Raw genomic sequence first — 20905 nt, forward strand, 5'->3', positions numbered from 1 at the left:
TTCTCCTGGGCACCAAATTTCAAAAAACCGAGTCGAATGGCTCGGTTTTTTATTGTCTGGAGAAAACCGCAGGCGCGAGTTCTGCTCGCAAACTCTTGCCAGGCAAAAGCTTCGCGAGCAGAGCTCGCTCCCACAGCAATCCTCTCTAGACCCTGAACTGCCCCAGGCTGGCCTTGAGCTGCGCCGCCAGCTCGTCCAGTGCACGCGCATTGCCCGCGATTGCCGTCACCGCCTCGGCCGCACGCTGCGCCTCGGCGTGGATGATCTCGACGCGCCCACGTACCGCGCCGGCGCCCTCGGCCTGATGGGCCGCCGCCTGCGTCGCCGCATTGATGGCGCCATGCACCTCGTCGACCGACTGCTGCACCGACTGTTGCAGGCGCGCACTGTCGCGCAGCACCTGCAGGCCTTCGCCACCTTGCGCGCCCGCCTGAGCGATAGCGGCTACGGCCTCCTGCGCGCCACGCTGCAGGGCTGCGATGTGGGTCTGGATATCGCCGGTGGACTGCTGGGTCTTGCTCGCCAGCGCGCGCACCTCGTCAGCCACCACAGCGAAACCTCGCCCGCTCTCGCCAGCGCGCGCCGCCTCGATGGCGGCATTGAGCGCCAGCAAATTGGTCTGCTCGGCGATGGACTGAATCACCGTCAGCACCACCTCGATCTGCTCGCTCTGTTTGGCCAGGCGTTCGATCACCGCCGAGCCATCCGCCACGCGCGCGACCAGGCCTTCGATCAGGGTCGACAGGCGCTGCGCAATAGCAGCGTTCTCGTGCGCTGCCTGACGAATGCTATCGACGCGCTGCAACGCTTCCTGCATCGACTGGCTCTCCGACTGCGCCTCGTCAGCCATCCGCTCCAGCGCCTGCAGACTGCCCGCCACCTCGTCGCGCTGACGCCCGGCAGCCGCCTCGGCCGCCACGCCACGCTGGGTCAGACTGCGAATCTGCTCACCGGTACGCAGGGCCACTTCACCCGACTCACGCACGATGGGCTGAAGCTTGGCGATAAAGCGATTGACGGCATCGGCCATCTCGCCGACCTCGTCCTGACTGTCGATGCTCACGCGCCGCGTCAGATCCCCCTCGCCCGCCGCCAGGTCATTGAGCGCTGCACTGAGCAGACGCAAGCGACTCAGCACCCGCCACCCCAGCACCAACGCCACCACCAGCATCGCCAGAGCACCGACCACCAGCACCCCCAGCGCAATGTTCCAGCGCAGGGAATCCGCCGCGATACGCACCGACTCACCACCGTTGCGTGCCATTTCCTGGGTGTAGCGCTCGGCAGATTGCAAGCGCTGGCGCAGCGCCCCGGTCGCCTCCTCGGAAGCACCCGCCAGGCTGCTGTCGACCAACTCGCCGGCGCCACTGACCAGCGCCGCAAAGCGGCCATCGAGCGCAGTCAGCTCACGCTCGACGACATCCAGCGACAACCCCATCTGCACCTTGCCGATCGACGCCCCCATCGGATTGATGTCGGCCTCGACCACATAGACGCGCGAATCACGCGAGGCGGCATCCACCAATCTGTCCAGCGGCGAGTCGCCCTGCCCCGCCGCGACCAACTCGCGCACCTGCGCATTGCTGCGGTTGAAGTTGCGCGTCAAACGCTTGCCTTCGGCGTCGTAGATGATGGCGAACAGCACCGCCGGGTCCTGCTGGGCGATGCGGGTAAGCGCGGTGAGCGCCGGAATGTCCAGATCCCAGATGGACTTGGGCGCCACACCGGACAACAATTGCGCCAGCGCCTGACCGGATTGCTTGAGATTACCCTCCAGCACCACGCGCAGTTGCGCCTGCTCGTCCTTCAATTGGCCGGAAAGGCCCTCACCCAGGCGCGTATGCGTACTGCTCGCGAGCGTCGCAAGCCCCTGGCTCATCTCGCGCTCGGCCATGCCCAACTCCTCGCCCAGGCGGCGACTTTCACCGCCCAGGCGCTGAGCCAAGTCCTCGACCATGCCGTCGACCGACGCCCTCATCAGCCACACCGCCAGCCCCACCTGCACCAACATGGCCAGGCCAAGCGCGACGAACACCGGGCGCAGCAGGCGGCTGCGCAACATGGAAACGATGGCAAACACTGGGGACACTCCTCAACGACCGTAACAGTTATAACGGCGACTTCCGGGATTTGTTGAGTGCAAGCAAGGCGCGTGCCCACGACCCACGGAGCAGACAGCAGTAAACCAACGAGAGCCTGCATTATGGCTGCAGATTCACACAACAATGCCAGCGACCTGCGATAACAGCCAGCCACAAAAAAGCCGCCCGAAGGCGGCTCTTTCAGCTCAACAGCGATCAGGCGAACGGATGACGCAGCACGATGGTCTCGTTGCGGTCCGGGCCGGTGGAGATGATGTCGATCGGCGCACCGACCAGCTCTTCCACGCGCTTGATGTAGGCACGGGCAGCAGCCGGCAGGTCTTCCAGGGTCTTGGCGCCCAGAGTGGACTCGCTCCAGCCCGGCATTTCCTCGTACACCGGCTGCAGGCCAATATAGCTGTCGGCGTCGGTCGGCGCATCGACCAGTACCTGGCCATTGGCATCCTTGTAACCGGTGCAGATGCGGATGGTCTCCAGGCCGTCGAGCACGTCCAGCTTGGTCAGGCAGATGCCGGAGATACTGTTGACGTCGATGGCACGACGCAGGATCACGGCATCGAACCAGCCGCAACGACGGGCACGGCCAGTAGTGGAGCCGAACTCATGGCCACGCTTGGCCAGGGTCGCGCCGACATCGTCGAACAGCTCGGTCGGGAACGGACCGGAACCGACGCGGGTGGTGTAGGCCTTGGTGATGCCCAGGATGTAGTCCAGGTACAGCGGGCCGAAACCGGAGCCGGTGGCGATACCGCCGGCCGTGGTGTTGGAGCTGGTGACGTAGGGGTAGGTACCGTGGTCGATATCCAGCAGCGAGCCCTGGGCACCCTCGAACATGATGTCGCGGCCGCTGCGGCGCAAGTCGTGCAGCACGGCAGTGACGTCGGTCATCATCGGTCTGAGCAGCTCGGCGTACTCCATGCACTCATCCAGAGTCTTCTGGAAGTCGATGGCCGGCTCCTTGTAGAAATTGACCAGCTGGAAGTTGTGGTAGTCCAGCAGCTCGCCCAGCTTGGCGGCGAAACGCTCGCGATGGAACAGGTCACCAACACGCAGCCCACGACGCGCGACCTTGTCTTCGTAGGCCGGGCCGATACCACGACCAGTGGTGCCGATCTTGGCATCGCCACGGGCTTTCTCGCGCGCCTGGTCCAGCGCCACGTGGTAGGACAGGATCAGCGGGCAGGCCGGGCTGATACGCAGGCGCTCGCGCACCGGCACGCCCTTGTCTTCCAGCTTGGTGATTTCGCGCAGCAGCGCGTCGGGCGCCACGACCACGCCGTTACCGATCAGGCACTCGACGCCTTCGCGCAGGATGCCGGACGGAATCAGGTGCAGGACGGTCTTCTCACCGTCGATCACCAGGGTGTGGCCGGCGTTGTGGCCACCCTGATAACGCACGACTGCAGCGGCCTGCTCGGTGAGCAGGTCGACGATCTTGCCCTTGCCCTCATCACCCCACTGGGTGCCCAGGACGACGACATTCTTACCCATGATACTGGTCCTCTTCGCGCAAGCTTGGATGCCGACCGCAGGCCGGCGAAAATGAAATCAGGACGCCAGGGGCGCCACCTGCCAACGTCCATCGCGCAGCCTCAGCAGACGGTCACAGCCTGCTTCGCGCGCATCCGCCTCGCTCTGCCCGGGTAGCGCCTGTACCACGCGCTCACCCTCACCACGCAGACGACGAACAGCCTGCCACAGATAGAGGTCATGATTATCCGGCGCCCAGACGCCGCTGATCGTTTCATCCAGACGCATATCCCCCAGGGTCACCAGGGTCTTCAGGTCAGTGGAGAAGCCGGTGGCCGGACGAGCCCGACCGAACACCGCACCGGTATCGTCGTAACGGCCGCCCTGAGCGATGGCACCGCCCTCGCCCGGCACGAACGCCGCGAACACCACGCCGGTGTGATAGTTGTAGCCGCGCAGCTCGCCCAGGTCGAAATACAGCGGCAGCTCGGGATAACGCAGCTCCAGCGCATCGGCGATGGCCACCAGTTCATCGAGCGCAGCATGCACCGCATCCGGCGCCTCGACCAGTGCCGCCTGGGCCAGATCCAGCACCTCGCGCCCGCCGCACAGCTCGGCCAGCGAACGCAGCATGCTGCCCAGACCTGCCGGCAACGCTGCGGTCAGGGACTCGATCTCATCCATGGCCTTGCGCTGCAGCGCATCGAACAGCTGCTGCTCGGCTTCGCCGGACAAACCAGCGGCGCGCGCCAGGCCGCGATAGATGCCGACATGACCGAGGTCCATGTGCACATCCGGCACCGCAGCGAGTTCGAGGGTCTCGACCAGCAGGCTGATCACCTCGATATCGCTGGCCGGGCTGGCGTCGCCATAGAGCTCGGCGCCCAGCTGGATGGGACTGCGCGAGGTGGTCAGCGCGCGCGGCTGAGCGTGCAGCACGCTGCCGGCGTAGCACAGACGACTCGGGCCTTCACGGCGCAGGGTGTGGGCATCGATACGCGCCACCTGCGGGGTGATGTCGGCACGAAAGCCCATTTGCCGACCAGACAGCGGATCGGTGACCTTGAAGGTGCGCAGGTCGAGATCCTGGCCGGCGCCAGTCAGCAGGGATTCCAGGTACTCGATATGGGGGGTGACGACGAATTCGTAACCCCAACGTTGGAACAGATCCAGCACCTGGCGGCGTGCCGCCTCGATGCGCGCCGCTTCCGGCGGCAGTACTTCTTCGATGCCATCTGGCAGCAGCCAGCGGTCTACCGTTGCCATTTCGCCATTCCCCTCTCGATCCGGGCGGCACAAGCCTTCAGTGAAGCAGATATAGAAGAGCAGTACCCAGCAGCATGCTGGCCAGCCCCATAAGACGCAGTCGACGGTCGGGCAGACGCGCTGCCTGCAATACCGCCCCGCGCCAATGGCGCGGATAGAGGAAGGGCAGGATGCCTTCCAGCACCAATACCAGACACAGTGCGATGCCGAGTTCCTGCCACATGATTCCCACAGACGCAAAAAAGCCGGGATTTTCCCGGCTGCCGCATCATACCACGTTTTCCCCTGAGGTCACCCTGGCGACGCATCGCGCCGCCAGGGTTGCCGATCAAGGCTTGGCTTTTTCCAGGTAGCGGAAGAAATCGCTACTCGGGTCCAGCACCAGCACATCACGCTTGTCAGCGAAGCTTTCGCGGTACGCCTGCAGGCTGCGGTAGAAGGAGTAGAACTCCTGATCCTGCCCATACGCCTGGGAGTAGATGGAAGCAGCCCTGGCATCACCATCACCGCGCAGCTCTTCGGCTTCACGATAGGCTTCGGCCAGCAGCACACGGCGCTGACGGTCGGCATCGGCGCGAATACCTTCGGCCAGCTCACGGCCCTTGGCGCGGTGCTCGCGAGCTTCACGCTCACGCTCGGTGCTCATGCGCTCGAACACGCTGCGGTTGACCTCACGCGGCAGGTCGATGGCCTTGACTCGCACGTCGACCACTTCGATACCCAGCTCGCGCTCGGCAGCACGATTCAGGGTAGCGGTCACGTCAGCCATCAGCGCATCACGTTCGCCGGATACCGACTCGTGCAGGGTGCGCTTACCGAACTGGTCACGCAGCGAAGCTTCCAGACGACGCGCCAGGCGCTCGTCGGCGACCTGCTTCATGCCGGAGGTGGACTGATAGAAGCGCTCGGCATCCTTCACCCGCCACTTGGCATAGGCGTCGACCATCAGCGCCTTCTTCTCCAGGGTCAGGAAGCGCGAGGAAGTCGAATCCAGGGTCAGTAGGCGACCATCGAAGATGCGCACCTGGTTGACGTAAGGAATCTTCACATGCAGACCAGGCTGCACATCAGGATTGACCACACGACCGAACTGCAGCAATACCGCACGCTCGGTTTGCGCCACGATGTAGAAGCTATTCCATGCCACCAGGGCCAGAACCACGGCCACGATCAGGCCGATCAGGGACTTGTTGCTCATCAACGGCCCTCCCGGGTACGCAGGTTACGCTGCGACAGATCGCCGCTAACCGGCACGGCCGGATCACGCGTTGTCGTATTGCTGCTGTTGGCCGAACCGGAGGAAGAGGAACCACCACGGCTGTCGATCATCTTGTCCAGCGGCAGATAGAGCAGGTTGTTCTGCCCCTTGTCGCCAGTGACCAGAACCTTGCTGGTGTTGCTCATCATTTCCTGCATGGTGTCCAGATACAGACGTTCACGAGTAACTTCCGGCGCCTTGCGATACTCGGCGACCAACTTGGTGAAGCGGTCAGCCTCACCCTGGGCGCGAGCGATGACTTCATCACGGTAACCGTTGGCTTCCTCCAGCAGACGCTGGGCCTGGCCACGGGCTTCCGGAATCACGCCATTGGCATAGGACTCGGCCTGGTTCTTCTCGCGCTGCTCGTCTTCACGGGCACGGATCACGTCATCGAAGGCTTCCTGAACTTCACGCGGCGCAGCAGCGCTCTGGATGTTCACCTGGGTGATGGTAATACCGGTGCGGTAGTTGTCGAGGAAACGCTGCAGACGCTCGCGCACTTCGCTGGCCATCAGCTCACGACCTTCGGTCAGCACCTGGTCCATCTCGGTGGAGCCCACGACATGGCGCACAGCGCTGTCGGTGGCATGCTGCAGGCTGACTTCCGGCTGGTCGACGTTGAGCACGAAGTCCTGCAGGTTGCTCACGCGATACTGCACGGTCAGCGGCACCTCGATGATGTTCTCGTCCTCGGTCAGCATGGCGCCCTGCTTGCTGTAGGCGCGCTCACGCGTGACGTTTTCCTGGAACTTGCGATCAATCGGCGGGAAGTAGATGTTCAGGCCCGGACCAACGGTCTCGTGGTATTTGCCGAAGCGCAGCACCACGGCCTGCTCCTGCTCATCCACCACATAGATCGCGCTGTACAGCCAGACCACCGCCAACAGGCCGAGGCCTACGAACAGCAGACCGAAGCCACCGCCGCCACCGCTGCGGCCGGAATCGTCGCCACCACGTTTCTTGCCACCGAAAAGCCCGTTCAGGCTTTCTTGCAACTTGCGGAACGCTTCGTCGAGATCCGGCGGGCCCTGCCGGCCACCGCCTTTGCGGCCGCCCCAAGGGTCTTGATTGTTCGAGTTGCCACCCGGCTCATTCCAAGCCATAGCGTTCTCCGTACTGATAAAGCGAAGGCGCGCCCACGGCGCGCCGGCCAATGCTACCCAAAGCCCAAGGGTGACGGCAAAGCCGCCACTGCAGGCTTTATTGCAAAGTATGTTGCTCGATAAAGGCTTGAGGCTCCAACCCCTCGCGACTCACCAAACGATTGAGCTCGACTCGCGGCAAACGTACCGACAGCAAGCTATGACCCTGCTCATCGTGCTCTTCACTCTGCACCGCACCCAAGGCGAAGAACTGCGCACGCAGCCTTCCCAGACGCTGCGGCAACTGCAGCGTGGCGACGAACAAATCCTCGCCCAACAGCTCTGCCACGGCCTGTCGCAACAACTCCAGACCACGCCCTTCACGCGCCGACAGCCAGACACGAACCGGCTTGCCGTCACCGTCGCGCTGGATCTGCGGCTCGACACCTTCCAACAAATCCAGCTTGTTGTATACCTCAAGCATCGGCAGCTCGTTCGCGCCGATCTCCTTGAGCACTTCCTGCACCTGCTCGATCTGCGCCATGCGCTCGGGCTCATGGGCATCGATCACGTGCAGCAGCAAGTCGGAGTTGCTCGACTCTTCCAGCGTAGCGCGGAAGGCCTCGACCAGCTTGTGCGGCAGGTGGCGAATGAAGCCCACGGTATCGGCCAGGACGATCGGACCGAGGTCATCGAGTTCCAGGCGGCGCAAGGTCGGATCAAGGGTGGCGAACAGCTGGTCGGCCGCATACACCTCGGAAGTGGTCAGGGCATTGAACAGGGTGGACTTGCCGGCGTTGGTGTAACCCACCAGGGAAACCGACGGGATATCCGCGCGCTTGCGCCCGCGACGCGCCTGCTCTCGCTGGCTGCGCACCTTTTCCAGCTTCTGCTTGATCTGCCGAATGCGCACGCGCAGCAAGCGGCGGTCGGTTTCCAGCTGGGTTTCGCCCGGGCCGCGCAGGCCGATACCACCCTTTTGCCGCTCGAGGTGAGTCCAGCCGCGCACCAGACGCGTGCTCATATGGTCGAGCTGAGCCAGCTCCACCTGCAGCTTGCCTTCGTGAGTGCGGGCGCGCTGGGCGAAGATATCGAGGATCAAGCCGGTGCGATCGAGCACACGACACTCGAAGGCGCGCTCGAGGTTGCGCTCCTGGCTGGGCGTCAGAGTGTGATTGAAGATGACCAGATCGGCCTCGACGGCCTTGACCTGATCGCGCAGCTCCTCGACCTTGCCACTGCCGATCAGGAACTTGGCAGTCAGGCGGCTGCTGGGCACGCAAAAGAAAGCGGCCATATCGGCACCTGCCGACATGGCCAGCTCCTGGAACTCCTGGGGATCTTCGCTCGCCTCGGAGTCTTGGCCTTCCAGATGAACCAGGATGGCCCGCTCACCGCCCTCATGACGCTCGAAGAACAATGCGACCCCCTACTTAGGCGTTACCCGACTCGCCATCGGCCTGCTCGGAATCGCCAGCGCTCGGCAGACGCACCGGACGGCTGGGGACGACGGTAGAAATGGCGTGTTTGTAGACCATCTGGCTGACGGTGTTCTTCAGCAGGATGACGAACTGGTCGAAGGACTCGATCTGGCCCTGCAGCTTGATGCCGTTGACCAGATAAATGGAAACAGGGACGCGTTCCTTACGCAGGGTATTCAGGTAAGGGTCTTGTAGCGAATGCCCTTTTGACATGTGCCGCACTCCTTTCGAGGATCAATTTTCAATAATTTTAGTAAGTAAACAATAGCTTCAGACCGCCTCACCCCCAAGGATAGACGGCCAGCGGCAAGGTCTCATTTCAATATGGAGACGCTTTCCAGGTATTTCAAGGCGCGAGACAGATTGTCGCAGGCCAGACTATCGAGCCAGTGCAAACCGTCCCAACCTCGTAGCCAGGTGAACTGCCGCTTGGCCAACTGGCGAGTGGCGATGATGCCGCGCTCGACCATTTCGTCCCGGGAAAGCTCACCATCGAGGTATTCCCATACCTGGCGATAGCCTACCGCCCTAATAGACGGCAATCCCGCGTGCAAGTCACTTCGGATACGCAGGGCTTCGACCTCTTCTACGAAACCCTGTTCCAGCATCGCCCGAAATCGTTGAGCGATGCGGTCGTGCAAAATCTGACGCTGCGCCGGTGCGATAGCAAGCTGAGCAACAGTATAGGGTAATTGTCCGGTGCCCGATGTGCCCGTATCGGGATTTCCTGCAGCCTGGCGCCGGCGATGCTCGGTCATGCTCAGGCCACTGACGCGATAGACCTCCAGCGCCCGAGTCAGGCGCTGCGGATCGTTGGGATGGATGCGCGCCGCGGACTCCGGATCGACCGTCGCCAGCTCACGATGCAGCACCTCCCAACCTTCTGCCAGCGCGCGCGCCTCCAGCTCGGCACGTATTGCCGGATCGGCACTGGGCATATCGGCCAGCCCTTCCAGCAGCGCCTTGTAATAGAGCATGGTGCCCCCGACCAGCAGCGGAATACGGCCACGCGCCGCACTCTCGGCCATGGCCACCAGCGCGTCGGTGCGAAATTCGGCCGCCGAATAGCTCTCGGCCGGGTCACGGATATCGATCAGGGCGTGGGGAAACTCATCGAGAATGGCGCGCTCTGGCTTGGCCGTGCCGATATCCATGCCGCGATAGATCAATGCCGAATCCACACTGATCAGGTCGCAGGGCAACACGCGCGCCAGCTCTAGGGCCAGGTCGGTCTTGCCGGCGGCGGTCGGCCCCATCAGGAAGATTGCAGGAGGAAGCGAAGACATCGGCATGGCTCGAAAACGGAAACGGGGAGCCCTTGACTCAGGGCCTCACTCAATTACTGGCCGCGCATGAACAGCTTGTCGAGCTGATCCATGCTCAGTTGTGTCCAGGTCGGTCGCCCATGGTTGCACTGACCGCTGCGCTCGGTCTGCTCCATGTCGCGCAGCAGGCCGTTCATTTCGGGAATGGTCAGGCGCCGATTGGCGCGTACTGCGCCGTGACAGGCCATGGTTGCCAGCAGCTCGTTGAGGTGCGCCTGGATACGATCACTGGTGCCGTACTCCAGCAGGTCGGCCAATACGTCGCGCACCAGTTGAGTGGCCTCGGCCTGCTTGAGCAGGGCCGGAATCTGCCGGATCGCCACGCTTTCCTCGCCCAGACGCTGCAGCTCGAAGCCCAGGCGCTGGAACCACTCGCCATGCTCCTCGGCGCAGTCCGCCTCGCGTTGACTGAGGGCGATGGACTCCGGCACCAGCAGCGGCTGACCGCGCAGGCCCTCGCTGGCCATGGCCTGCTTCAGGCGCTCATAGGTGATGCGCTCATGGGCTGCATGCATATCCACCACCACCATGCCCTGGGCATTCTCGGCGAGAATATAAACGCCCTTGAGCTGCGCTACGGCGTAACCGAGCGGCGGAATGTCGCCCTGCTCCTGCGGCATGGACTGAAGCTGAGCGGTCGGCAGCGGCGAAAAGTACTCACGGTAGGCTGCCTGAGCTTCGCCGGCTGGCACGCCGGGATTGCTGACCGGTTGCTGATAGCCAGCCCCGGCGCCACGCCAGGCCGGCTGCGGATTGGCCACGGGCGTTTCCAGCACGCTGGCGGCCAGGCCCATTTCGCCCTGCGGGCCGAACTCGCCTGCGGCCAGGCCCGTCGGGCGCAGCATGGGCGATACGGCTGCCGGCGCCGCAACCTGATCTTCCGGGCGCACATCGGCCAGCGCACGATGCAGCGTACCGTAGAGGAAGTCATGGACCATGCGGCTGTCACGAAAGCGTACTTCATGCTTGGTCGGGTGGACGTTGACGTCCACCGTCGTCGGATCGATCTCCAGGAACAGCACGAAAGTCGGATGGCGACCATTGAACAGCACGTCGCGGTAGGCCTGGCGCACCGCGTGGGCGACAAGCTTGTCGCGCACCATGCGGCCATTGACGTAGAAGTACTGCAGATCCGCCTGGCTGCGCGAGAAGGTCGGCAAGCCAACCCAGCCCCACAAGCGCAGGCCGCTGCGCTCGATCTCGATCGGCAGCGCCTGCTCCAGGAAGGCCGGGCCGCAGACCGAGGCGACGCGGCGCGCACGGCTGATCTCGTCACCCGCCTCGTGCAGGCTGAGGACGGTCTTGCCGTTGTGCCGCAAGTGGAAGCCAATATCGAAGCGCGCCAGCGCCAGGCGCTTGATCACTTCTTGCAGGTGATCGAATTCGGTTTTCTCGGCGCGCAGGAACTTGCGCCGCGCGGGGGTATTGAAGAACAGGTCACGCACTTCCACCGAAGTGCCCACCGGATGCGCGGCGGGCTGCACGCGCGGCTCCATGTCGCGCCCTTCGGTTTCCACCTGCCAGGCCTGATCGGCGTCAGCCGTGCGCGAGGTCAGGGTCAGGCGCGATACCGAGCTGATCGACGCCAGCGCCTCGCCGCGAAAGCCCATGCTGAGCACGGCTTCCAGATCTTCGAGCTCGCGAATCTTGCTGGTGGCGTGACGCGCCAGGGCCAGCGGCAAGTCGTCGGCGGCAATGCCGCGGCCATCATCACGCACCTTGAGCAGCTTGATGCCGCCCTGCTCGACCTCGACGTCGATGCGCCGGGCACCGGAGTCCAAGCTGTTTTCCAGCAGCTCCTTGGCCACCGAAGCCGGGCGCTCGACTACCTCGCCTGCAGCGATCTGGTTAGCCAGGCGCGGGCTGAGCAAATGAATACGGGACATGACACTCACTACTGGGCGGCCAGGGACGTGGCGGGTATCTGCAATGTCTGGCCGACCTTGATCACGTCGCCATTGAGCTTGTTGGCACTGCGCAGGGCAGCCAGGCTGATCTGATAGCGCTGGGCGATCAGCGCCAGGCTTTCGCCACGGGCAACCACGTGCTCGCGCGGGCCTGCGGCGATCTTGCCTTCATCACGCAGCCAGGCGACGTAGGTGCCGGGCGGCGGATTTTCGTGGAAGAACTGCTTGACGCCAGAGGTGATCGAGCGCGCCAGGGCCTGCTGGTGGCTGGCGGTGTGCAGCTTCTTCGCCTCGTTGGGATTGGAAATGAACCCGGTTTCCACGAGGATCGAGGGGATGTCAGGCGACTTCAACACCATGAAGCCCGCCTGTTCCACACGACGCTTGTGCAGCGGCGTGATGCCGCCCATGTTCGACAGCACTTTCTGACCGACGTTGAGGCTGGAGGACAGCGATGCGGTCATCGACAGATCCAGCAGCACACCGGCGAGCATCTTGTCCTTGTCGTCGAGGCTGACGTTGCCGGCGCCACCGATCAGGTCCGACTGGTTCTCGGCATCGGCCAGCCAGCGCGCGGTCTCGGAGGTCGCGCCGCGCTCGGACAGCGCATAGACCGAGGCACCGAAGGCCGAGGAGCGCGGCGCGGCATCGGCATGAATCGAGACGAACAGATCGGCGCCCTTCTTGCGCGCGATCTCGGTGCGCTTGCGCAACGGGATGAAATAGTCGCCGGTGCGCACTAGCTCACCACGGAAACCCTTCTCGGCATTGATCTGCCGCTGCAGCTCCTTGGAGATGGCCAGGGTTACGTGCTTTTCATACTGTCCCTTGACTGGCGACAGCGCGCCCGGGTCCTCACCACCGTGGCCGGCGTCGATCGCGATCACAATGTCACGCTTGCCATTGGGTACGGGCGTCAGCTTGGGCGGAGGCTGGGTCGGGGTGACCGGCACGGGCGGCGCGCTGGCAGCGACGCTGGGCGCCTGCGTCGCGGACGGCGCACTGCCCTGATCGAACAGGTCAACGACAAGGCGATGGCCATATTGCTGGTTGGGCGCCAGGGTGAAGCTCTTGGGCGACACCGGTGCCGACAGGTCGATGACCACGCGCAGTTCCTCGGCGCTGCGCTGAGCCGAGCGCACGCCGGTAATCGGCGTGTTGCCCAGAGAAAGCTGATCGAAACCGGTGGCCAACTTGGCGCCACTGACGTCGATGACGATGCGGTTGGGTGCCGTCAGAGTGAACACGTTGTGCTGCACCGGGCCGGACAGATCGAAGACCAGGCGGGTATTGTCCGGGGCACGCCATAGGCGCACGCTCCGTACATCGGAGGCAGCCAACGCCTCGGCAGCCAGAGCCGCCAACAATATCCCCACAGCGGTAACCAGCGCGCCTATGCGCATAACCAACCCCATCGATTCTTGTTCACTCCTTGCCGCTCAGGGCTTTGCACCAGGCCTCCCCTCGAGCCCCATGCCCCTGCAGCAACAGCAAGCGGCCGCTCGCTTGAGGGGTAATGGTAATGTCCAGGTCGGGCTTTGGCAAAACGCCCGCGCCACGCTGCGGCCATTCGATCAGGCACAAGGCATTCCCTTCGAAGTAGTCGCGGATGCCGAGAAACTCCAGTTCCTCCGGATCGACCAGGCGGTAGAGGTCGAAATGAAAGGCGCGCACCTCGCCGATTTCATAAGGCTCGACCAGGGTGAAGGTCGGACTCTTGACCGCACCGGCATGGCCCAGGCCGCGCAGAATGCCGCGTGACAGGGTGGTCTTGCCGGCGCCCAGGTCTCCGTGCAGATAGATGGTGCCCACACCGCCGCTGACCTCGGCAATCGACGCACCCAATGTCAGCATCGCGGCCTCGTCGGCTGCTTCGAGCTTCACTTCACACACGGACACAACTCCTCCAGCAACTGACGAATGGCGCCGGACAGATCACCGGCAGCCAGCCCACGCCCCAGCACGGCCAGCGTTTCGCCGGCCCGCGCGTGCAACCAGACCGCCAGGCAGGCGGCTTCAAAGGGCGCCATGCCCTGCGCCAGCAGCGCGCCGATCAACCCGGCCAGAACGTCGCCCAAACCCGCCCCGGCCATCGCCGGATGGCCGCGATTGCACAACGCCAGACGCCCGTCCGGCGACGCGACCAGGCTACCAGCGCCCTTGAGCACGACCACCAGACCAAAACGCTGCGCCAGAGCCCGCGCAGCGGCGGGCCGGTCGGCCTGCAACGCCGCCGTGTCGATGCCCAGCAAGCGCGCCGCCTCGCCCGGATGCGGCGTCAGCACACCCTGACGTGGTGCTGCGACCTGACCAGCGGCGAGCAGATTCAGCGCGTCGGCATCCCATACCTGCGGCTGCTCGCGGCCCGATACGCCAGACAGCAGGCTACGCCCCCAGGCGGCCTGGCCCAGCCCCGGTCCAACCACGCAAACATCGGCGCGCTCGACCAGCGCCAGCAACTGATTGGCCGAAGCCACCGCCGCGCACATGATTTCAGGTCGGCGCACCAGGGCCGCGGCGACGTGCTCGGCACGCGTCGCGAGCGACACCAGGCCAGCGCCGGCTCGTAGGGCGCTGTCGGCACTGAGCAACGCGGCGCCGCCCATGCCCAGATCGCCACCGATCACCAGCAGGTGGCCGAACTGCCCCTTGTGCGCCACCGGCGAGCGCGCCGCAAGCCGCGGCAGGTTGGCGGGATCGAGCAATTGTGCAGCACAGGGAGCCGCTGCCAGCAGCTGCGCATCGCCCTGCAGGTCATCGAACTGCAGCTCGCCACACAGCTCGGGGCCTAGCCCCGTGAAAAGACCCAGCTTGAGCGCGATGAAGGTCACGGTCAGGTCGGCGCGCACCGCCACGCCCACGCACGCGCCGCTGTCGGCGTGCAAACCGGAGGGAATATCCACGGCGAGCACCGGCAGGCCGCTCTGATTGAGCAGGCGGATCGCCTGGGCGTAAGGCTCACGCACCGCGCCGGTAAGCCCCGTGCCGAGCAGCGCATCGACCACGACACCGGCCAAAGGCGCGCACTCGCTCCAAGGCAAAATATCTACACCTGCCTGCCTGGCATCGGCGCAAGCCAGGGCGGCGTCGCCAACCAGCGCGGCAGGATCGCCGACGGCCAAGACCCGCACACCCCAACCGGCGCGTTGCGCCAGGACAGCGAGCAGATAGCCATCACCGGCATTGTTGCCGCGCCCGGCGAGGACGGTGATTTCGCCCGCATCCGGCCAGCGACGACGCAAGGCACGCCAGGCGCCATGGGCGGCGCGCTGCATCAGCTCGAAACCCGGCGTACCGGCGGCGATCAGCTGCGCATCGAGTGCACGCACCTGTTCGGCGCTATGCAGGCTCAAAGGCAAAGAGGCGGAAAGTGAATGCATGGCTCGCTCGCGACGGATGTCTGGCAGAATTATACGCACCTCCACCGCCTGCGCCCGCCCCATGTCCGACCAAACTCTCGATCTCGATGCGCTGGTCCTGTCCATCAAGGACTGGGGGCGCGAGCTGGGCTTCCAGCAAGTCGGCATTACCGATGTCGAGTTGGGCGAGCATGAGGCGCACCTCAAGCGCTGGCTGGCGGCTGGCTACCAGGGCGAGATGGACTACATGGCCGCCCACGGCGACAAGCGCTCGCGCCCGCAGGAACTGGTGCCCGGCACGCTGCGCGTGGTGTCGCTGCGCATGGACTATCTGCCTGGCGATACGCAGATGGCCCAGCGCCTGAGCGAGCCGGAACAAGCCTACGTGTCGCGCTACGCGCTGGGCCGCGATTACCACAAGCTGATCCGCAAACGCCTGCAACAACTGGCCGAACGCATCCAGCAGCAGATCGGCCCGTTCGGTTATCGCGCCTTCGTCGACAGCGCGCCGGTACTGGAAAAGGCCATTGCCGAGAAGGCCGGCCTGGGCTGGATCGGCAAGAACACTCTAGTGCTCAATCGCAAGGCCGGCAGCTATTTCTTTCTCGGCGAGCTGTTCGTCGACCTGCCGCTGCCGGTCGATGCGGCGCATGGCAGCGAGCACTGCGGGCGCTGCAGCGCCTGCATGGACATCTGCCCCACCGCAGCCTTCGCCGGCCCTTACCAGTTGGATGCACGACGCTGCATCTCCTACCTGACCATCGAGCTCAAAGGCGCCATCCCGGTGGAACTGCGCGCGCCCATCGGCAACCGGGTGTTCGGCTGCGACGACTGCCAGATCGTCTGCCCCTGGAATCGCTTCGCCCGGCCCACCGAGCAGGGCGACTTTCAGCCGCGCCACGGCCTGGACAACAGCTCCCTGGCCGAACTGTTCATGTGGACGGAAGAAGAATTTCTCAGCCGCACCGAGGGCTCGCCGCTACGCCGCGCTGGCTACGAGCGCTGGCTGCGCAACCTGGCAGTCGGCCTGGGCAATGCGCCCTCGACCATCCCGGTGCTGCAGGCTCTGAACGCGCGCCGCGAGCACCCATCGGAACTGGTACGCGAGCATGTGCAGTGGGCATTGCAGCGACACTGCGCCCTGTAGCCCGGATGAAATCCGGGAGTAGCGTCGCCCGTTTCCCCGGATTGCATCCGGGCTACGGCGCTCGCGCGGCACGCCGGAGTGGCTGATTTACACCTTGAGGAAATGCTCGCGATAGTGGCGCAGTTCGGCGATGGATTCGCGGATATCGTCCAGCGCCTGGTGCGTGGCGGTTTTCTGGAAGCTGTCCTTGACCTCCGGCGCCCACATGCCGGCGAGGATCTTCAGGGTCGAGACGTCCAGATAGCGGTAGTGGAAGTAGGCTTCCAGCGCCGGCATGTACTTGTAGAGGAAGCGGCGATCCTGGCCGATGCTGTTGCCGCAGATCGGCGACTTGCCCTTCGGCACCCACTGTTCGAGAAAGGCGATGGTCTGCGCCTCGGCCGCCGCCGTGTCGATCTGGCTCTCGCGCACGCGCTGGGTCAGGCCGCTCTGGCCATGGGTGCGGGTGTTCCATTCGTCCATGCCGGCCAAAGCCTCGTCGCTCTGGTGAATGGCGATCACGGGGCCTTCGGCCAGCACGTTCAGCTCGCTGTCGGTGACGATGGTGGCCATCTCGATGATCACGTCGCGCTCCGGCTCCAGGCCGGTCATTTCCAGATCGATCCAGATCAGGTTATCGGGGTTTTGCATGGTTAGGCTCCTTGGCTCAGGTGCCAATTCTAGCGGATATCGGCGCGTCCTTGATCTGCCAGACAAGCAACGAGGTCTGTCGCCCCTCGTTGATCGCCAGCAGCCGTTCAGCCGGCACGCCGGGAATCTCGAAGGTATTGCTGATCAGCCAGCTACCGGCGCGCATTTCGGCTTGCGCCTTGGCCCACAGCCGCGGCATTGGCACTGGCGACAAAAAACAGTAGACCACGTCGAAATCACCCAGAGTGGTTTGCCACAGACTGCGATAGTGTACATGGCAGTTCTCCTGAAACAGACAACGTAGCCAGGCAAGAAGAAAGAGCAGCGGCGCCGTTTCGACGCCAACGAAATGCCCACGGGGAAACTGCCGAGCCAACTGCAGCAACGTCCCTGCCGTACCACAACCAAGGTCGACGAAACGCAGCGTCGGTTCCAACTCGCTCAAGCACTGCTGCAGACGTTGCTGCGCCTTGCGCCCACTCAAGTACAGCGGCACCTGCTCACGCAGGCTGTTCCAGTTGACCAGCAGTAACAGCACGAAGCCCAGCAGGAACAGCCAGGCTGGCAAGTCGGCGCGCTGCACCAGCAACAGTGTCGGCAGGAACGCCAGGTTGATACACAACCACCAGCGCGACAATCCCAGGCGCCAGCCTATGGCAGCGGCCAGCACGCCCTGCAGCAGAGCGACGGAAAACAGCGACATGCGCCAGGGCAGCAGCGCCAGCAGATACACCAGCACCACCACCAGCGCCACGGCCAGGCTTTGCGCCAGGAGCGCGCGCAACACAGGCAGCCGCAGCACCGTTCTTTCCCCGCCAGTCGTCATTCCCTGCCCCCCGCTTCCGGCAGCCGAATGACCACCGAGCGCTCATGCTAAACTCGCCGCGATCAACACTCCACCACACCCCGGACGATTCATGGCCAAACGCCAACTCAACCGCCGCCAGAGCTGGCGCATCGAAAAGATTCAAGGCGAGCGCGCCGCCCGCGCGGCCAAGCGTGAATCGCGAGCCGTGGAAGCGCTGGAAGGCGGCGACCTGGGCCCGGAGCAGACCGGCCTGGTGATCGCTCACTTTGGCGTACAGGTGGAAATCGAGGGTTTGCAGGGTGAACTGGCCGGTCAGGTGTTTCGCTGCCACCTGCGCGCCAACCTGCCGGCACTGGTCACCGGCGATCAGGTGGTCTGGCGCCCCGGCAACCAGGGCGACGGCGTGATCGTCGCGCAACTGCCGAGAAACAGCGAACTGTGCCGCCCCGACATGCGCGGCCAACTCAAGCCGGTGGCGGCCAACGTCGACCAGATCGTCATCGTCTTCGCCCCCTTGCCCGAACCCCATGCCAACCTGATCGACCGCTATCTGGTGGCCGCCGAGCATGCCGGCATTCGCCCGCTGCTGCTGCTGAACAAGGCCGACCTGATCGACGAACAGAATCAGGTGGCGCTGGACGCCCTGCTCAAGGTCTATCGTCAGCTGGAGTATCCACTGCTGGAAGTCTCGGCCCATCAGGGCGACGGCATGGAACAGCTGAAAAAGCGCCTGGACGGCCACGTCAGCGTTTTCGTTGGCCAGTCGGGGGTGGGCAAGTCATCGCTGGTCAACGGCCTACTGCCCGGCGTCGACACCCGCGTCGGCGCGCTGTCGGAGCTGACCGGTAAGGGCACGCACACCACCACCACCGCACGGCTGTTCCACTTTCCCGGTGGCGGTCAGCTGATCGACTCCCCCGGTATTCGCGAATTCGGCCTGGGCCATGTCAGTCGCGACGACGTGGAGGCCGGCTTCATCGAGTTCCACGACCTGCTAGGCCGCTGCCGTTTTCGTGACTGCAAGCACGACCGCGAACCGGGCTGCGCACTGTTGCAGGCGTTGGAAGACGGTCGCGTGCAGCCGCAGCGCATGGCCAGCTACCGGCACATCCTCGCCAGCCTGCCGCAGGACGATTACTGATTGTTCAGTTGATCGAACTGCAGCGCGCCTTCCTCGAAAATATTCAGGCGCTCGCGCAGCTGCTCCGGCGCTAGCGGCTCGCTAGCCGCCCCTGCCGGGGCAGGCGTTTCACTCTCGCTGGACTCGACACCCTGCTCGCCTTCAATGGCGCGCTGCGCCTTCTTGGTCAGCACGACGATATCGATGCGTCGATTGACCGGATTGAAGGGGTCTTCACGATCGAACAACGCCGACGAGGCATAACCGACCACTCGCGCCACTTGATCATCGGAATACCCGCCGGCCACCAGCGCCCGCCTTGCAGCGTTGGCGCGATTGGATGACAACTCCCAGTTGCCGAAATCGCCGCGCCCAGCGAAAGGCTTGGCATCGGTATGGCCGCTGATGCTGATTTTGTTCGGCACCGCGCGAATGGTGTCGGCCATGGCCAGCAGAATGTCTTCGAAATAAGGCTGAAGGTTGGCACTACCGAGGGCGAACATCGGCCGGTTCTCGGCATCCATGATCTGGATGCGCAGGCCATCCTGGGTGATCTCGAACAGGATCTGATCCTTGAAGCGCTGCAGTTCAGGGTTTTCCTCGACCTTGTTCTGCAGCTCCTGCAACAGCAGCTCCAGGCGTTCCTGCTCCATCTTCTCGGCCAGGGTTTCGATCTGATCGGTGCTGATGCCCGTCTCGTCCGGCTGGCTCTCCGGCGTATCGGTTACATCCGGGTTGAGCGTGCGCTCCGGCGCCGGCGTCGGCGTACCGCCGAGGTCGATGGCGTAGGGGCTGGCGCTTTCGGTAAAGCCGATGGGGTCCTGGAAGTAACCGGAGATCGCGCGTTTCTGCTCCGGCGTGGCCGACGACATCAGCCACATCACCAGGAAGAACGCCATCATGGCGGTGGCGAAGTCGGCGAAGGCGATCTTCCAGGCGCCGCCATGGTGCCCGCCTGCGGTCTTCTTGACCCGCTTGACGATGATGGGTTGGTTATTTTCCATGGCTTAGCTGCCGCGCATGGCCTGTTCGAGCTCGCTGAAACTCGGGCGATGCGCCGGGAACAGCACCTTGCGCCCGAACTCGACAGCCAGCGTCGGCGGCATGCCGGAAGCAGACGCGACCAGGGTTGCCTTGATGGCTTCATAGAGGTTCAGCTCTTCCTTGGCGTCATGTTCCAAGGCGTTGGACAGCGGGCCGAAGAAGCCGTATGACGCAAGAATGCCGAGGAAGGTACCGACCAGCGCCGTACCTACCTTCTCACCGATCTGCGCGTTGTCCGCCTCGGCCAGAATCGACATGGTGATCACGATGCCCAGTACCGCGGCGACGATACCCATGGCCGGCATGCCGTCGGCAACCTTGGCTACCGCGTGCGCCGGATGCTCCACTTCCTCCTTGAGGCTGGCCAGCTCCATGTCGAACAACCCTTCGAGTTCGTGCGGGGCCATGTTGCCGGACGACATGATGCGCAGGTAGTCGCAGATGAACGCCGTCATGCGCGCATCCTTGAGCACTCCGGGGTACTTGCTGAAGATCGGGCTGGCGTTGGGGTCCTCGACGTCGGCCTCGATGGCCATCATGCCCTCGCGACGACTCTTGTTGAGGATCTCGTACAGCAGCTTGAGCACTTCCAGATAGTAGGCATGGGTGAAGCGGCTGCCGAACATGCTCAGCGACTTCTTGAACACGGTCATGAACATGTTGCCCGGGTTGGCCTGCAGGAATGCTCCCAGCGCCGCGCCGCCAATGATCAGAACCTCGAAGGGGTGAACCAGCGCCATCAGCTTACCGCCCGAGAGCACGAAACCGCCGAATACGCAGCCGAAAACGACAATGATGCCTATGATTTTTGCCATGAAAGAAACGCTTGCAGAGCCTAGAGGATGGGCTATTAAAAACAGCCCTTCTAATTATCGGAACTTATACGCCAGACTATAGCCAGTT

19 protein-coding genes and 1 pseudogene are annotated in these 20905 nt (G+C 64.0%); 2 read left to right on the forward strand and 18 right to left on the reverse strand.

The features are described 5' to 3' along the window. Positions 1 to 145: 145 nt before the first annotated feature. The 14 genes and pseudogenes from B3P22_RS23820 to B3P22_RS06080 form a co-directional block, all read right to left on the reverse strand. Positions 146 to 1030 (reverse strand): methyl-accepting chemotaxis protein, encoded by an 885-nt coding sequence (locus B3P22_RS23820; protein WP_419096419.1) that lies wholly within the window; start codon positions 1028 to 1030, stop codon positions 146 to 148. Beyond that, positions 1004 to 2062 (reverse strand): annotated as a pseudogene (locus B3P22_RS23825) (HAMP domain-containing protein); the annotation flags it as partial. The pseudogene B3P22_RS23825 and the gene B3P22_RS23820, both read right to left, overlap by 27 nt. A 235-nt stretch (positions 2063 to 2297) precedes the next feature. Beyond that, the gene (locus B3P22_RS06025; RefSeq protein WP_275545399.1) at positions 2298 to 3593 is read right to left on the reverse strand and encodes an adenylosuccinate synthase; all 1296 of its coding nucleotides are present in this window, start codon (positions 3591 to 3593) and stop codon (positions 2298 to 2300) included. A 57-nt stretch (positions 3594 to 3650) separates the two neighbouring features. Next, on the reverse strand, positions 3651 to 4838 hold the full coding sequence (locus B3P22_RS06030; RefSeq protein WP_296270334.1) for an ATP phosphoribosyltransferase regulatory subunit: 1188 nt from the start codon (positions 4836 to 4838) through the stop codon (positions 3651 to 3653). Positions 4839 to 4875: 37 nt separating this feature from the next. After that, a complete protein-coding gene (locus B3P22_RS06035; RefSeq protein WP_013713860.1) occupies positions 4876 to 5061 on the reverse strand; it encodes a DUF2065 domain-containing protein in 186 nt (61 codons plus the stop codon). 105 nt (positions 5062 to 5166) lie between these two features. Further along, positions 5167 to 6036 carry a protease modulator HflC gene (gene hflC, locus B3P22_RS06040; protein WP_197857052.1) on the reverse strand — a complete coding sequence of 290 codons (870 nt, stop codon included), beginning with the start codon at positions 6034 to 6036 and terminating at the stop codon, positions 5167 to 5169. Beyond that, entirely contained in the window at positions 6036 to 7202 is a 1167-nt protein-coding gene (gene hflK / locus B3P22_RS06045) for an FtsH protease activity modulator HflK (protein ID WP_197857051.1), read from the reverse strand. The genes hflC and hflK overlap by 1 nt, the downstream gene beginning before the upstream one ends. Positions 7203 to 7299: 97 nt before the next feature. Further along, complete coding sequence (gene hflX / locus B3P22_RS06050) at positions 7300 to 8601, reverse strand: ribosome rescue GTPase HflX (protein ID WP_197857050.1); 1302 nt, start codon at positions 8599 to 8601, stop codon at positions 7300 to 7302. 13 nt (positions 8602 to 8614) lie between these two features. Next, a complete protein-coding gene (gene hfq / locus B3P22_RS06055) occupies positions 8615 to 8875 on the reverse strand; it encodes an RNA chaperone Hfq (protein ID WP_275545401.1) in 261 nt (86 codons plus the stop codon). 101 nt (positions 8876 to 8976) lie between these two features. Next, complete coding sequence (gene miaA, locus B3P22_RS06060) at positions 8977 to 9948, reverse strand: tRNA (adenosine(37)-N6)-dimethylallyltransferase MiaA (RefSeq protein ID WP_296270335.1); 972 nt, start codon at positions 9946 to 9948, stop codon at positions 8977 to 8979. Positions 9949 to 10001: 53 nt separating this feature from the next. Beyond that, positions 10002 to 11882, reverse strand: coding sequence for a DNA mismatch repair endonuclease MutL (mutL, locus tag B3P22_RS06065; protein WP_296270336.1), 1881 nt, complete (start codon positions 11880 to 11882; stop codon positions 10002 to 10004). Then, positions 11882 to 13309: an N-acetylmuramoyl-L-alanine amidase gene (locus B3P22_RS06070; protein ID WP_296270337.1), complete on the reverse strand. Its 1428-nt coding sequence runs from the start codon at positions 13307 to 13309 to the stop codon at positions 11882 to 11884. The genes mutL and B3P22_RS06070 overlap by 1 nt, the downstream gene beginning before the upstream one ends. 10 nt (positions 13310 to 13319) lie before the next feature. Beyond that, on the reverse strand, positions 13320 to 13787 hold the full coding sequence (gene tsaE, locus B3P22_RS06075; protein WP_296270338.1) for a tRNA (adenosine(37)-N6)-threonylcarbamoyltransferase complex ATPase subunit type 1 TsaE: 468 nt from the start codon (positions 13785 to 13787) through the stop codon (positions 13320 to 13322). Beyond that, complete coding sequence (locus B3P22_RS06080; protein ID WP_296270339.1) at positions 13775 to 15274, reverse strand: NAD(P)H-hydrate dehydratase; 1500 nt, start codon at positions 15272 to 15274, stop codon at positions 13775 to 13777. The genes tsaE and B3P22_RS06080 overlap by 13 nt, the downstream gene beginning before the upstream one ends. A gap of 61 nt (positions 15275 to 15335) precedes the next feature. On the opposite strand from B3P22_RS06080, the gene queG reads away from it, so the two are divergent. Further along, positions 15336 to 16400, forward strand: a complete 1065-nt coding sequence (gene queG / locus B3P22_RS06085) for a tRNA epoxyqueuosine(34) reductase QueG (protein ID WP_296270340.1) — start codon at positions 15336 to 15338, stop codon at positions 16398 to 16400. Between the two features lie 87 nt (positions 16401 to 16487). Here queG and orn read toward each other — a convergent pair whose 3' ends face one another. Then, a complete protein-coding gene (gene orn / locus B3P22_RS06090; RefSeq protein ID WP_197857042.1) occupies positions 16488 to 17030 on the reverse strand; it encodes an oligoribonuclease in 543 nt (180 codons plus the stop codon). Positions 17031 to 17046: 16 nt separating this feature from the next. Further along, the gene (locus tag B3P22_RS06095; protein ID WP_296270341.1) at positions 17047 to 17856 is read right to left on the reverse strand and encodes a class I SAM-dependent methyltransferase; all 810 of its coding nucleotides are present in this window, start codon (positions 17854 to 17856) and stop codon (positions 17047 to 17049) included. A 91-nt stretch (positions 17857 to 17947) separates the two neighbouring features. Between B3P22_RS06095 and rsgA the strand changes: the two genes are divergently transcribed. Beyond that, the gene (gene rsgA, locus B3P22_RS06100) at positions 17948 to 18979 is read left to right on the forward strand and encodes a small ribosomal subunit biogenesis GTPase RsgA (protein WP_197857040.1); all 1032 of its coding nucleotides are present in this window, start codon (positions 17948 to 17950) and stop codon (positions 18977 to 18979) included. Here the strand turns inward: rsgA and motB are convergent. Then, the gene (gene motB, locus B3P22_RS06105; RefSeq protein WP_296270342.1) at positions 18973 to 19962 is read right to left on the reverse strand and encodes a flagellar motor protein MotB; all 990 of its coding nucleotides are present in this window, start codon (positions 19960 to 19962) and stop codon (positions 18973 to 18975) included. The genes rsgA and motB overlap by 7 nt on opposite strands. Positions 19963 to 19965: 3 nt before the next feature. After that, positions 19966 to 20817: a flagellar motor stator protein MotA gene (gene motA / locus B3P22_RS06110; RefSeq protein ID WP_296270343.1), complete on the reverse strand. Its 852-nt coding sequence runs from the start codon at positions 20815 to 20817 to the stop codon at positions 19966 to 19968. Positions 20818 to 20905: the final 88 nt, after the last annotated feature.

The organism is Pseudomonas sp. UBA6323, assembly GCF_002439135.1.
Lineage (GTDB): Bacteria > Pseudomonadota > Gammaproteobacteria > Pseudomonadales > Pseudomonadaceae > Aquipseudomonas.